Below are 12,470 nucleotides of genomic sequence, written 5' to 3' on the forward strand. Positions count from 1 at the left end.
TTCAACATAACATTCCGTGCGCGGCCTCAAACCCGGAGCCGGCCCCGAAGCGGGGTCGTCTACATTTGCAGCGACAGGAAGCCTTTTTCCCGAAGTCCGCTAAGCGCGAGGCCATAGCGGCCGCGGCATCCCGTCTTTTCGAAGATGTGCTTCAGGTGAATCTTTACCGTACCGGTTTGAATTCCGAGTGACCGGGCAATCTCCCGATTCTTGAGACCCTTCTCGACTAACTCCGCGACCTGATGTTCCCGGGGCGTGAGCTTGGATCTTTCCGATGTGGCGGAACGATCCGGCGTCTGTAGGACGGCGTCCTCCATCCAGGTGTGTCCTTCGGCAACCGCGCGAATGCAATCCAATATCTGGTGCGTGTCCGATGTCTTCCGCAGCACGCCGCGGGCTCCGGCCTGCACCATTCGCAGCGCATCCGCGTTGCTCATTCCAATGCCCCAAACAATCGGCGCCGTGCGGCCGCCGGCATGGAGACGGACTAAAGACTCCAGGATCGGCGGTCCGCCGAAAGCCCGGTCGAGAATGACAACCGCCGGATTGAGGCCGCGCACCAGTTCCATGCCGCCGGCCAGGGTCGTCATCGCGCCCGCAAACCGCAAGCCCGGTAAGTCTGTTAAGAGCGAGCGCAGTCCCTCGATTAGCAGAGGCTGGGTGTCGCAGATTACCACGGATTTCGAGGTCCCGTTTTGCATCGTGATTGCCAAGTAATACTCCTAAGGTTCTAAAGCTCTATATCGGTCCGCCTCGGCAAACCTTTACTCGCAAATGTCGCGAAAAGTTGCGATTGGACGAACGGCCTTGACGTAAGATCGTTCAGTAAGTAACGGGAGTTCTCATGCGGCACACTCTTTTTTTGCCCGGCGGCGCTCGTTTATTTCGCCGGGCATCGATCCTGATGGCGGCCCTCGGCTGTGTAACGCTGCAAATTCGCGCGCAATCCACAGCGGCGGGCGACCCCATGCCGCAGGCGGGTGGGAGTGCTGCGCCGGCTCCTGGCGAGCCCAACGCTACCCACCAGCCCACCCTTAAATCAAACGATTCGGCCGCAGCCCTCACGCCCGAACAATCGGAGAAATTGAAGATCGGCGTTCAGGCATTCCGGGCGGACCGCTATGCCGACGCGCTGCCAATCTTTCGCGAGCTGTTGCCCCAGCTTGCGTCCGGCACGCCCACCGCGACACAGGTTGCGAAGTATGCCGCGGAAGCCGCCGTCAATCTGAACGATGCAGCGTTTGCTTTGCGCCTTCTGAAGCCGATCGAGGATGCCGATCCGAATGACTGGCAGACGGCGGCGATACTCGCTCATGTCTATGCGGAAACCGGGCAAAAGGAAGCGCGCGACGCGGAACTGACCAAGCTGATCGACTTGCACAGGCGAGCCGTATCGCCACAGATCGCCCGGTTACAGCAGATCTTACTGGAGCGGATTCCAGTCTCGAATGGGTCGATTCGCGTCTGGTATTCGCTCGAACCCTGGGGCAACTTCAAGACCTATATCTACTGCCGGATCTATGACCAATCGGGCCGGCAAATCTCTCGCGTCACGCTCGAAAGCAGTGACTTCGATCAGCCGCTGTTTGAAAAGGAGCATCCGGATCTTGCGGCGCGCGGAGAGCGGCGCTTCTCTTTGGATGGTTACAGCGAGCCGGTGCAATCGCCGGACGGCGGCACGAAACAAACGCATTCGACTTATGGCTTTTTCGACGGCCAGCCATCCTACGATACGGTTCGGGAGCGGGTTGTCGCCATTGCTGAGGGACAAGTAAAGGCGTACATTCATGCAACGCATCAGACGCCGGCCCAACCGGCTCAATAACCTGAACCCAAGGAGAGCGGTCGAACAAGATCACGGCGGGGATACCTGCGGCCGCGCCGGCTATCGAGAGTCAAAGCGCGTCCCGGAGTATCAGCCAGAGTACTTCCGGCCGCGTGGCGCCTAGAGCGAGGCGGACGCCGATTTCGATGGGCCGCCGCAGCGCCGGCTACTCCCTAGAGTCCGATCGCGACTTTGATCGATCTGCTCGGTGAGAGAATCTTTGCCGCTCTGCTTCAGTAGGTTGCGAACATCACTAATGATCGGAGCCTTATCAATCCGGCGTCATCGCTCTTCACATAGATCGTCCGGGGCGACGGATCGAGCACATCCGCGTAGATTGCGTCGTCCACTACTCCGATAATCCGGTAGGTGGTTTTCATATCCTGCCGGAGCACTTTGCCCAGTCGAATCTATCCCGGTGCAACCAATTCTGGATGCGCCGTCAAACGCGAAGCCTCTGCTGCCGCATCTATGCCCTTTCCAATACGGTTTGGATTGCGCCGATAATCCGGGAGAACTCCTCCCGTTCGGCGGCTAGCTGCTTACGTCCGGCCGCGGTGAGCGTGTAAAAGCGGGCTCTCCGGTTATTCTCCGAAGTACCCCAGTCCGCGTTGACCCACCCATTTAGAAGTAGCCGCTGGAGCGCGGGATACAGCGAACTCTCACCGACTTGCAGCACGTCCTCGGAAAGTTGCTTCAGTCGTTGAGCGATCCCATACCCGTGCATGGAACCCCGGACGAGTGTCCGCAGAATGAGGAGGTCTAACGTACCCGGAAGTAGTTCTTGCGTTTTTCCCATGTTTGCCGCCGCTGTTTGTCGCTTTCACCCATAGGCTATCGATGGAAGTATGCCGCAAACACGAGCAAAAAGCAAGGCTCGGTAAGGAAATCGATTAAAAAGTGGGGAAGCTCGGGTCGCTAAGTCTTAGAGGTGTGCGAGCGAAGGGCGAGGAACGGGCAGGAACAACTGATACAGCACAGACTACCGCAGCGTCGGCGCGGCTTCGGAGTTATCCGTTAACCGCGCTGCGTAGCGACATACAAACGGGATAGTCTTGATCCGGGGAGTTTCGATCCGGAAGTCTCGGCTATTTGCCGCCGCGGGAAGCCGCCCAGCGTTTGCGCTGCGCTGCCGCGATGCGGGCTCGGGCTTCGGGGCTCATGGTCCGCTTCTTCACGGTTGCCTGAGGAGCCGATGACGCCGTCTTAGTAGCCGGAGATCCTCCCTTCTTAGTTGCCGCCCAGCGCTGGCGTTGCGCCTCGGCGATGCGGGCTCGGGCTTCGGGGCTCATGGTCCGTTTCTTCGCGGTTGCCTGGGGAGCGGACTTAGTAGTCGAAGTTCCTCCCTTCTTGGTTGCCGCCCAACGCTGGCGTTGCGCCTCGGCTATCCGGGCTCGAGCTTCCGGACTTAGTGAACGCTTGCCCGTTGCCTTTTTCTTTGCCGGGGCCGCCGGCGCGGTGCTGGAAGGCGAAGAAGCCGGCGAGGATGCCTGTTTCGAGGCTCCCGTCTGCCCTAAGCGCCCTCGGATTTCAGCGATTGCGCTATCAATTTCAGTCTTGCGTTGCTCCAGTCCGAGCAATGCATATTGCAGAAAGTCCTGTTCTGAGTAAGTAGCCACTATTCGCACATTAACACAACTGATTATCTAATGATTCAAAGTTGTTATAAAAAGTAGCCCAAACCCTGAAGCTGCGCTAATTGGGTTACTTTCCCCGTGGCGTAGGCGTGAAGTCTTTGCTAAGACCGAGCGAAGCAGCCGCCGCGTCTAGGTTGGCTTGCGTGTCGAAAAACTGGTGCTCGGGGTTAGAACCGGGGAAGTAGCGGACGATGATCTCCTTGCGTTCTACTTCCCCGGTCTTGCCCGTTGTAAACGGATATCCAAGGGCTTGCAACAATGCCAGCGAACCTTCCGCCCCGGTCGGGTTACCGGAATCTCCCACAATGCCGAACACGCTTCTATGTGTCCTTTCGCTGTATACCGCGACGAAGTCTCCAACTTGAGCTCCGGCCCTGGCCGCAGCCTTTCCTAGTACGACATAGTTAATCCTGGTGGCGTCCAGGTACTTTCGGGGATCTCGTTCGTTCCCGTTCCGGCGATCGCTAAACGCAGTTGTGGAAATGTAGTAGCCCGGACAGGGGTCTCCCGCCCCTTGCAGCAGTGGAGTTCGTCCGTCATCTTGAGTTAGATATCCCACAATCACGCTGCTCAATAGGTTGTCTTTGTGGGCATTCCGTTCGTAATCCAACGTCTTTTTGCCGGGTGGGCCATAGGCGTTCGGAGCCCCATCAACGTCAATCGTCATCGACGTCTTAAGCTCAAACTGGTTCCGCGCGGCTGCGAACAAAGCCAGCGGCAAAAACAAGACTGCGCATAAAACCGGCCTCATAGCTTTTAGATGCCGGATTGTCTTTCGGGATTTCTCCATGTGACCCAAAGCCCGTGATCTAACGCTCTACTTGAGGTTGATCGTGCCGCGGCAATTCGGAGCCCCGCAGAAGCAAGGTACTTTGTCGACGTCCTTTGAGAAATGGTAATCGACAGTGAGCTCTTCACCCTTGCGGATCAGGCGCTTGGACATATAAAGGATATGCCCCTTGGTCACCCACGTCCGGACGTTCGGATCGCAGCTGTGATTGATGTACTCAGCGCCGCTTCCGCCGACCGCCCCGTCGAGAGTCCAGTAATTGTCCAGCGTGAACAGGTAGATCATCTGGGCTTGCTCATTGGAGCGCCGAAGAGTCTCCTTTCGATTGATCTTCTCGCCGGTGTATTCGATGATCTTGCGGTTGATCGGGATATCCTCGCCCGCGAAGATGCCGACCCGATGGATCCTGGAGCGGCGAATGACGAGCTTGAACTGCGCGTAGCGCGGGTCGATGCGGGGCTTTGTCTCGGGAACCTTGACCACTGCCATCTGACGAGTTTAGAACGATTGCCCCAAGGCAGTTTGCCGCGGTTTGCTTTGATAGAGGAGTAGGCGTGAATTCGCCTCTTACACAATCAATGACGCGCCTGCCCTTGGAAGTGTTTCCGCTTACCCGCGAACTGATCGACATCGAATCGATCACGCCCAACGAAGGACGCGTCGGCGAGTTCCTATTCCAGGTGCTGTCCGACTTAGCGGCGCGTTTCGACGGAGTTGTGGAAAAGCTGGAAGTCGAACCGGAGCGCTACAACGTATTCTGCCGTTTCGGAGCGCCGGTTGCGGTGCTATCGACGCACATGGATACCGTGCCGCCATTCTTCGAGTCATCCGAAGATGAGCACGTCATCCGCGGCCGGGGCGCGTGCGATACCAAGGGAATCATCGCCGCCATGCTTTGCGCTTCGCAGGAACTGCTGGTTTCCGGGGAAAGAGATTTTGGCCTTCTCTTTGTAGTAGGCGAAGAGCGTAACAGCGCCGGAGCGTTGTATGCCGCGGAGCATCCGCGCGGATCGCAGTTCATTATCAATGGTGAACCTACTTCCAACTGTCTGGCCGTTGGCGGCAAGGGCGGTCTGCGCTTTGAGATCGAAGCCCGCGGCCGCATGGCCCACTCCGCGTACCCGGAACTCGGGGAATCGGCAATTGACAAGCTATTGGACGCTCTTGGGCGCCTCCGTGCGATTGAATTGCCCGTGGATGACGTGCTCGGCCGGAGTACTTTGAACATTGGAACGATCTCGGGCGGCAGGGCTCCCAACGTTATTCCCGACGAGGCTCGGGCCGAGATCTTCATTCGGCTCGTCGGGGATTCCACCGCTACCCGTCAAGCCGTCCACGAAGCGGTGAAGGGTCTGGCCGAAGCTAAGTTCGTGCTGGAGATACCCGCCGCGCGTTTTGGCGAACTACCCGGCTTTGAGACCATAGTTGTAGCCTATGCCACGGATATACCGGCCTTCGCCGGCGCCTGGGGCAAGCCGTTTCTCCTCGGACCGGGGAGTATTCATGTAGCTCATACGCTGGACGAGTATGTGCCCAAGCGCGAATTGAACGAGGCTGTTTCCCTGTATGTGCGAATGGTGCGGGAACTGAAAAAATGACGAACAAAATGGAAGTGGGTATTCTCGGCGCTACTGGAATGGTGGGCCAGCAGTTCATCCGGTTTCTGGAAGGTCACCCCTGGTTTGAGATAACATGGCTAGGCGCGAGCGGAAGATCCGCCGGGAAGCGTTATAGCGACGCCGCTAAGTGGAATCTTTCGGGCGATGCCCCGGACCGCATCCGGTCGATGCAAGTAACTGAGTCAGTCGCCGGTAATTCCGTCCCGAAGCTTCTCTTCTCCGCCATGGACGCTTCCGTGGCGACCGAAATCGAGCGGGCATTCGCCGCGGCTGGACACATCGTTGTGTCTAACTCCAGTAATCACCGCATGGAACCGGATGTCCCCTTGCTGGTGCCGGAAGTAAACGCCTGCCACCTGCGCATTCTGCCATGGCAAAAACAGCTGCGCGGTTGGCAGGGAGCAATCGTCACCAACCCGAACTGCTCGACAGTCACGCTAACTATGGCGCTCGGTCCGCTCAAGCCATTCGGGATAAGGCGAGTTATCGCGACTACCATGCAAGCCGTTTCCGGCGCGGGCTACCCAGGCGTGCCCTCCATGGACATCCTCGGTAACATCGTTCCCTACATCGGCAAGGAAGAAGAGAAGATGCAAGAGGAAACGCAGAAGATACTGGGAACGGCCACATCGGAGCGGATCGAACCGCTAGACGCGCTCGTGAGCGCCCATTGTAATCGCGTAGCCGTCATCGATGGGCACACCGTCGCCGTATCGGTCGAATTCGAAAGTAACCCGTCACAGGCCGAAGTTATCGAAGCTTTGCAATCGTTTCGCGGTGAACCGCAAAAGAGAAACTTACCGAGCGCGCCGGCAGCCCCGGTGCACTATCTCCCGGAACAAGATCGTCCGCAGCCGCGCCGCGATGCCGAACGCGAACGCGGCATGGCCTGTTCCGTCGGAAGATTGCGTCCATGCCCGGTACTTCATTGGAAGTTTGTCGCGCTCGCCCATAATACGATTCGCGGTGCTGCGGGAGCTGCTGTCCTAAATGCGGAACTTATGTTCGTCGAAGGGCTGCTCGACGGATGATCGTGATGAAGTTCGGCGGTACTTCCGTCGAATCGGCGGGGGCCATTGAACGCGTCGCGGGAATTGTCCGAAGCCGGCTCGAACGGCATCCGGTTGTGGTTGTGTCCGCCATGGGCAAAACGACCAATAAGCTGCTGGAGATCGCGCGTACCGCCATCTCCGGGAAGCGTGAAGAGTTCCTGCGGCTGATTCACGACCTGCGAGCCTTTCACTCCCGCGAAGCCCGGCTCGTGGTTCCACTAGCGGACCGGGCCGAACTTGACCGCACGCTCGACGACATCTTTCAGGAACTTACGGAGCTGGTGAAAGGGCTGGCGGTTGTCGGCGAGTTGACTCCCCGCGTGACCGATGCGATCTCGAGCTACGGGGAACGGCTGTCGAGTTACATCGTCACTCTCGCCTTCCGCCACTTCGGGCTTCCCGCCAAACATATCGACTCGCGGAGAGTAATTGTAACCGACCGCCGCCACACCCACGCTTCGCCCCACTTCGAGGAAACGTACCGGCGTCTCAACAACGTGATTGCGCCGCTGGCCAACGATCAAGTCGTAGTTATGGGTGGATTTATCGGCGCCACTGAAGAGGGAGTGACGAGTACCTTGGGCCGCGGCGGCTCCGACTTCACAGCCGCCATTGTAGGCGCCGGTATCGGAGCCGAGGAGATTCAGATCTGGACAGACGTCGACGGCATGCTCACCGCGGACCCGACGATTTTCCCGGGCGGTCATCGCGTGAAGACCATCTCGTTCGCCGAAGCGGCGGAACTCGCTTACTTCGGCGCGAAGGTGCTGCATCCCGCAACCGTGGTGCCCGCGGTCGAAAAGAACATCCCGGTGCTCATCCTCAATTCGCGCCGGCCCGACGTCGAAGGCACCCGAATCGTTTCCGAGCGCGTTCCGTGCGCGAACGCCGTGAAGTCGATCGCGTGCAAGCGCCGCATCACCGTGGTGAATATCCACTCGAACAGTATGTTAATGGCGCATGGTTTCCTGCGCCGGATCTTCGAGATTTTCGAACGGCATGAAACCGCGGTCGATATGGTTTCCACCAGCGAGGTTAGCGTCTCGCTAACGATAGATAACGCCGAACGGCTCGACCTGATTCGCGCCGAGCTCGAGCGCTTCTCCGACGTCCAACTCGAACCGGGGCAGACCATCATCTGCCTGGTGGGGGATAACATTCGTTACACTCCGGGCGTAGCCGCGCGGATCTTCGGAGCACTGGGATCCGTCAACGCGCGGATGATCTCACAAGGCGCATCGCTGCTGAACCTCAGCTTTGTCATTGACGATGCGGATGTGCGGCGGACCGTTGCAGCCCTGCATCACGAGTTCTTCCGCGATCTCGACGCTTCGGTTTTTGAGTAATACCTTTAACCGATTATTCATCAATTCATAACACTTGGACGGGTACCCTGACGGTCACCGACTCTGTGTGCGCGGTTGCTACCCGCTCGCCTTCCTGGTGCTCGTATGGAAGCCCGCGTAAACGTTTGAGTCCACAGGGGCTACTAAATATAAAAGGAGTTTGAATGATTGCAAATCAAGGGAGTGGATTGATGCGAGTCCTGCTTTCCGGGCTTCTCGTTTCCCTTTCACTGAGTGCGCAAGAGCCGGCGCCCGCAAGCGCGGCCGACGCCAACAGCACATCACAAGACATCGCCACGTTGAAAGCGCAGTTGGCCGAGCAGCAGAAGCAGTTGGAGTTGCTCCGGGCCGCGATTCAGAAGCAGCAGGACGCACTGGACAAAGCGAGCAAGGAAGCGGAAGCAGCCCAGGCGCAACGAGTGGTGCCGGCTGCGTCTCTGGGCCAGGTGGCCAGCACAACGCCGATCCTTCCCATGCCCGCCGTGGTTTCGCCGAAGCCCGGTACGGGCCTGGCAGGTCAGATGGGACAGCCGGAAGTCAAGAGCGCATCTCCGCTCGGATTCCAGATTGGCGGCGCAACGTTCACGCCATTGGGATTTGTTGACTTCATCTCGGTCACCCGTTCCACCGACCTCGGCAGCGGTCTCGGTACCAGCTTCGGCGGGCTTCCGTACTCCAATACGACGGCCGGCGGATTATCGGAAACGCACTTCAGCATGCAGAACTCGCGGATCGGACTGCGAGTCGACTCGGTTTGGCATGACTACAGCGTCTTAGGCTATGTCGAGTCGGACTTCCTCGGCGCGGCGCCGGCGAACCCGTTCGTCACCAGCAACTCGGACACGCTTCGCATGCGCTTGTATTTCGTCGATGTCAAGAAGGATGCGTTTGAGCTGACCGCGGGACAAACCTGGTCATTGATGACACCGAACCGGACGGGAATCGGCGTGTTGCCCTCGGATGTTTACTACACGCAAGATGTGGACACGAATTACCAGTTGGGTCTCACATGGGCGCGGCAGTCGGGCGTTCGTTTCACATGGAACCCCAATGAGAACTTCCACTGGGCCGTGGCTTTGGAAAATCCCGAGCAGTATATCGGGACCGCGGTCACCTATCCGAAAGCGCTGGCGACCATCGCACCCGCGGAACTGGATAACAACGCGGGCGGTGTTGCCATCCCCAACCTGTTCCCCGACATCATCTCCAAGATCGCTTTGGACGGAGGTTCCCCGGGTCACAAAGCTCACCTCGAGGTATCCGGATTGCTGACTGGCGTGCATACCTACAACTCGCTGACCACCGGCGACGGGGCTCTCCAGCATTTCACCAAGATTGGCGGCGGCGGTGAGCTGAACTTCAACTTTGAACTCGGCGCTGGATTCCGCATCCTTTCAAGCAACTATATTAGTGATGGCGGCGGCCGCTACGTCGGAACGGGCCTTGCGCCGGATGCGATCGTACGCGCCGACGGCTCTCCTTCGCTCGTTCATTCCGCGTCCACCACGGCCGGTTTTGAATGGCAGGCGAACCGGAAAACGATGTTTTACGCCTACTATGGCGGCGTATATGTTCCGCGTGACCTGGCCATTGATGCCGACAACAAGACTGTCATCGGATATGGCGTTTTGAATAGCACGAGCGCCAACCGTGCGATTCAGGAAGCCACCTTCGGCCTGCAGAACAATTTCTGGAAGAGCCCCGAGTACGGCGCGCTGATGCTGGCGTTCCAATACTCGTATCTCACCCGGAATCCCTGGAACGTGACGACGGCGGGACAGCCGACCAGCGCCAACCTGAGCATGGGTTACCTGGATCTCCGCTACACTCTTCCCTGATCGTCCCGGTGGAACGCTAGCCAAAACCAAACGGCGCCCAGGCATCACGTAGATTCCGGGCGCCGAGCATCAGAGTTTTTCGTTTAGTAACAGAACTGTAACTTTAGCGTGTGAGTCTGGAGAAAGACTGAATGCGAATCACGAAAGCCGTTGCACTCGTTGTGGTTGTAGCTGGGGGGCTGAATGTAGCGTCAGCCCAGGTGCGGATCAATGCTGCCGGCGCGACCTTCCCGTATCCGATTTATTCCCAATGGTTCCATGAGTTCCAGCAGCAGAAAGGCGTTCAGATCAATTACCAATCGATCGGATCGGGCGGCGGCATCAGTGCGCTGACTGCCGGCACGGTCGATTTCGGCGCCTCCGACCGTCCCATGACGGATGCGGAAATCGCCAAGATGAAGTACAAACCGCTGCATTTCCCCACCGTCCTCGGGGCGGTTGTGCCGACGTACAACATCTCCGGCGTATCGAAGGATCTTCAGTTTACGGGTGAAGTGCTGGCCGGGATCTTCTCGGGCAACATAAAGAAGTGGAATGACAACGCCATCAAGTCCATCAACCCCGGCGTCAACCTGCCGAATGCGGACATCGTCACCGTGCATCGCTCCGACGGAAGCGGCACCAGCTTTGTCTTCACCGATTTCTTATCGAAAACCAGTCCTGAATGGAAGAGCAAGATCGGCGCGAATCAGTCTCCCAACTGGCCGGGCGGGCTGGCCGCGAAGGGCAATGAAGGCGTGGCCGGGTCGGTGAGCCAGACGCCCAATTCTATCGGTTATGTCGAACTGATCTACGCGTTGCAGAACAAGATGGCGTTCGGAACCGTAAAGAACGCTTCGGGAAAATTCGTGAAGGGCAGCCTGGCTGGAGTCACCGCCGCCGCGGACGCCATGGTTTCGAAAATCCCGGCGGATTTCCGTGTATCGATCACCGACGCTCCCGGTGCGGCGGCTTACCCGATCTCCACTTTCACTTACCTGCTGATTCCAAGCACAATCCCCGACACGGCCAAGAAGACGGCGATCGTCGAGTTCCTGCACTGGATGCTGACCACCGGCCAGGGCACGGCGGAGAAACTCAACTACTCCCGCCTGCCGCAATCTTTGATCCCGCGTGAGGAGCAACAGATCGCGCAGATCAAGTAGCGCGCCTTTGCCATCATGCCGACCTCTGTAGCCGTCTCGCCGACTCCCGCAGCCGCTGCGAAGCCGACGCTTTGGTCAAGGCTCAAGGGCGGCGATCAAATCGCTTACCTCATATCGATCACATTTGCCGCGCTGGTTCTTCTGCTCGCCGTCGCCATCTTTTGGGTGTTGTGGAATCAGTCGGCGATGGCCCGTCATAAGTTCGGTATCGGCTTCTTTACCTCGCAAGCCTGGGACCACAACAACGACGTTTATGGGGCGCTGCCGTTTATCTACGGAACGCTGCTTACGTCGGTACTGGCGCTCCTGATTTCCATTCCGCTCGGCGTGGGGGCTGCGATCTTTCTGGCGGAACTCGCGCCGCCGCGACTCTCCAACGCGCTTACGTTTCTGGTCGAGTTACTGGCCGCGGTCCCGAGCGTGATCTACGGGCTGCTGGCGATCTTCACCGTTGTTCCGCTGTTGCGCGATTATGTCGAGCCGGCGCTGAAGGGGACCCTCGGCTTTCTGCCGCTCTTCAGCGGTCAGATCTACGGGTTCAGTTATCTGGCGGCCGGGCTGGTGCTTGCCATCATGACCTTTCCGTTTATCATCTCGGTCTCTCGCGAATCGCTGCTGGATGTGCCTCGCGATCAGCGTGAAGCTGCGCTGGCATTAGGGGCAACTCATTGGGAATCGACGTGGGACGTGGTCGTGCCTTTCGCCCGGCTGGGAATCATGGGCTCGATCTTCCTCGGCCTGGCACGCGCGCTAGGCGAGACCATGGCAGTGACGATGGTGATCGGAAATTCGCCGCGCATCAGCGCCTCATTGTTCGCCTCGGGATATACCATCGCGGCGGCGATTGCCAACGAATTCGCGGAAGCCAGCAGCGATATTTTCCGGTCGAGTCTGATCTATCTCGGGCTGGTCCTGTTCCTGCTTACCATCGTCATTAACGGCGCGGCGCGGTTGCTGATTGTGGCGACCACGCGGAAAGGTTCGAGCTAAATGCGGCTCACCTGGCGGCGAGCCGTTAATAAAGTGATGCTTGCGCTGACCGGGCTCTGCACCGTCCTGACCGTGAGCACGCTTTTCCTCATCCTGGCGTATCTGGTTTGGAACGGGGGGCGCGCGCTCGACTGGAACTTCTTCACGAAGCTGCCCGCCGGTCCCGGCGAAAGCGGCGGCGGTATGGGCAATGCCATCGTCGGCAGCTTTGAGCTGATCGCCATCGCT

13 protein-coding genes and 1 pseudogene are annotated in these 12,470 nt (G+C 58.6%); 8 read left to right on the forward strand and 6 right to left on the reverse strand.

Annotated features, from left to right (window positions below):
- Nucleotides 1-59: 59 nt before the first annotated feature.
- The gene (locus H1Y01_RS00490; protein WP_180538134.1) at nucleotides 60-713 is read right to left on the reverse strand and encodes a LuxR C-terminal-related transcriptional regulator; all 654 of its coding nucleotides are present in this window, start codon (nucleotides 711-713) and stop codon (nucleotides 60-62) included.
- 131 nt (nucleotides 714-844) lie between these two features.
- Here H1Y01_RS00490 and H1Y01_RS00495 point away from each other — a divergent pair, with 131 nt between their 5' ends.
- On the forward strand, nucleotides 845-1,825 hold the full coding sequence (locus H1Y01_RS00495; RefSeq protein ID WP_180538135.1) for a hypothetical protein: 981 nt from the start codon (nucleotides 845-847) through the stop codon (nucleotides 1,823-1,825).
- A 233-nt stretch (nucleotides 1,826-2,058) separates the two neighbouring features.
- Here the strand turns inward: H1Y01_RS00495 and H1Y01_RS00500 are convergent, their stop codons facing one another.
- From H1Y01_RS00500 to H1Y01_RS00520, 5 genes are all read right to left on the reverse strand, one after another.
- Nucleotides 2,059-2,205: a hypothetical protein gene (locus H1Y01_RS00500; RefSeq protein WP_180538136.1), complete on the reverse strand. Its 147-nt coding sequence runs from the start codon at nucleotides 2,203-2,205 to the stop codon at nucleotides 2,059-2,061.
- Nucleotides 2,206-2,294: 89 nt separating this feature from the next.
- On the reverse strand, nucleotides 2,295-2,624 hold the full coding sequence (locus tag H1Y01_RS00505; RefSeq protein ID WP_180538137.1) for a PadR family transcriptional regulator: 330 nt from the start codon (nucleotides 2,622-2,624) through the stop codon (nucleotides 2,295-2,297).
- Nucleotides 2,625-2,913: 289 nt separating this feature from the next.
- Nucleotides 2,914-3,453: a hypothetical protein gene (locus H1Y01_RS00510; RefSeq protein ID WP_180538138.1), complete on the reverse strand. Its 540-nt coding sequence runs from the start codon at nucleotides 3,451-3,453 to the stop codon at nucleotides 2,914-2,916.
- Between the two features lie 76 nt (nucleotides 3,454-3,529).
- Nucleotides 3,530-4,129, reverse strand: coding sequence for a glycoside hydrolase family 75 protein (locus H1Y01_RS00515; RefSeq protein WP_219341147.1), 600 nt, complete (start codon nucleotides 4,127-4,129; stop codon nucleotides 3,530-3,532).
- A gap of 150 nt (nucleotides 4,130-4,279) precedes the next feature.
- Nucleotides 4,280-4,741, reverse strand: a complete 462-nt coding sequence (locus H1Y01_RS00520) for an SET domain-containing protein (RefSeq protein WP_180538140.1) — start codon at nucleotides 4,739-4,741, stop codon at nucleotides 4,280-4,282.
- A gap of 89 nt (nucleotides 4,742-4,830) precedes the next feature.
- Between H1Y01_RS00520 and H1Y01_RS00525 the strand changes: the two genes are divergently transcribed.
- From H1Y01_RS00525 to H1Y01_RS00555, 7 genes and pseudogenes are all read left to right on the forward strand, one after another.
- Complete coding sequence (locus H1Y01_RS00525) at nucleotides 4,831-5,850, forward strand: M20/M25/M40 family metallo-hydrolase (RefSeq protein ID WP_180538141.1); 1,020 nt, start codon at nucleotides 4,831-4,833, stop codon at nucleotides 5,848-5,850.
- Nucleotides 5,847-6,902, forward strand: a complete 1,056-nt coding sequence (asd, locus tag H1Y01_RS00530; RefSeq protein ID WP_180538142.1) for an aspartate-semialdehyde dehydrogenase — start codon at nucleotides 5,847-5,849, stop codon at nucleotides 6,900-6,902. Before H1Y01_RS00525 ends, asd begins: the two co-directional genes overlap by 4 nt.
- Nucleotides 6,899-8,269 carry a lysine-sensitive aspartokinase 3 gene (gene lysC / locus H1Y01_RS00535; protein ID WP_180538143.1) on the forward strand — a complete coding sequence of 457 codons (1,371 nt, stop codon included), beginning with the start codon at nucleotides 6,899-6,901 and terminating at the stop codon, nucleotides 8,267-8,269. The genes asd and lysC overlap by 4 nt, the downstream gene beginning before the upstream one ends.
- A 191-nt stretch (nucleotides 8,270-8,460) precedes the next feature.
- Nucleotides 8,461-10,107, forward strand: a complete 1,647-nt coding sequence (locus H1Y01_RS00540) for a hypothetical protein (RefSeq protein WP_180538144.1) — start codon at nucleotides 8,461-8,463, stop codon at nucleotides 10,105-10,107.
- A 131-nt stretch (nucleotides 10,108-10,238) separates the two neighbouring features.
- Nucleotides 10,239-11,252 carry a phosphate ABC transporter substrate-binding protein PstS gene (gene pstS, locus H1Y01_RS00545; RefSeq protein WP_180538145.1) on the forward strand — a complete coding sequence of 338 codons (1,014 nt, stop codon included), beginning with the start codon at nucleotides 10,239-10,241 and terminating at the stop codon, nucleotides 11,250-11,252.
- A 15-nt stretch (nucleotides 11,253-11,267) separates the two neighbouring features.
- Nucleotides 11,268-12,242 (forward strand): phosphate ABC transporter permease subunit PstC, encoded by a 975-nt coding sequence (gene pstC / locus H1Y01_RS00550; protein WP_180538146.1) that lies wholly within the window; start codon nucleotides 11,268-11,270, stop codon nucleotides 12,240-12,242.
- Nucleotides 12,243-12,470: pseudogene (locus H1Y01_RS00555) on the forward strand (phosphate ABC transporter permease PstA); the annotation flags it as partial.

Source organism: Nevskia soli, from assembly GCF_903970205.1.
In the GTDB taxonomy this organism is placed as follows: domain Bacteria; phylum Acidobacteriota; class Terriglobia; order Bryobacterales; family Bryobacteraceae; genus Bog-113.

What these genes read in the sequence shown, in the direction of transcription:
- H1Y01_RS00495 (WP_180538135.1), top strand. Translation starts at nt 845, where the DNA reads ATGCGGCACACTCTTTTTTTGCCCGGCGGCGCTCGTTTATTTCGCCGG.
- H1Y01_RS00500 (WP_180538136.1), bottom strand. Translation starts at nt 2,205, where the DNA reads ATGAAAACCACCTACCGGATTATCGGAGTAGTGGACGACGCAATCTAC.
- H1Y01_RS00505 (WP_180538137.1), bottom strand. Translation starts at nt 2,624, where the DNA reads ATGGGAAAAACGCAAGAACTACTTCCGGGTACGTTAGACCTCCTCATT.
- H1Y01_RS00515 (WP_219341147.1), bottom strand. Translation starts at nt 4,129, where the DNA reads ATGACGATTGACGTTGATGGGGCTCCGAACGCCTATGGCCCACCCGGC.
- H1Y01_RS00520 (WP_180538140.1), bottom strand. Translation starts at nt 4,741, where the DNA reads ATGGCAGTGGTCAAGGTTCCCGAGACAAAGCCCCGCATCGACCCGCGC.
- H1Y01_RS00525 (WP_180538141.1), top strand. Translation starts at nt 4,831, where the DNA reads ATGACGCGCCTGCCCTTGGAAGTGTTTCCGCTTACCCGCGAACTGATC.
- asd (WP_180538142.1), top strand. Translation starts at nt 5,847, where the DNA reads ATGACGAACAAAATGGAAGTGGGTATTCTCGGCGCTACTGGAATGGTG.
- lysC (WP_180538143.1), top strand. Translation starts at nt 6,899, where the DNA reads ATGATCGTGATGAAGTTCGGCGGTACTTCCGTCGAATCGGCGGGGGCC.
- H1Y01_RS00540 (WP_180538144.1), top strand. Translation starts at nt 8,461, where the DNA reads ATGCGAGTCCTGCTTTCCGGGCTTCTCGTTTCCCTTTCACTGAGTGCG.
- pstS (WP_180538145.1), top strand. Translation starts at nt 10,239, where the DNA reads ATGCGAATCACGAAAGCCGTTGCACTCGTTGTGGTTGTAGCTGGGGGG.
- pstC (WP_180538146.1), top strand. Translation starts at nt 11,268, where the DNA reads ATGCCGACCTCTGTAGCCGTCTCGCCGACTCCCGCAGCCGCTGCGAAG.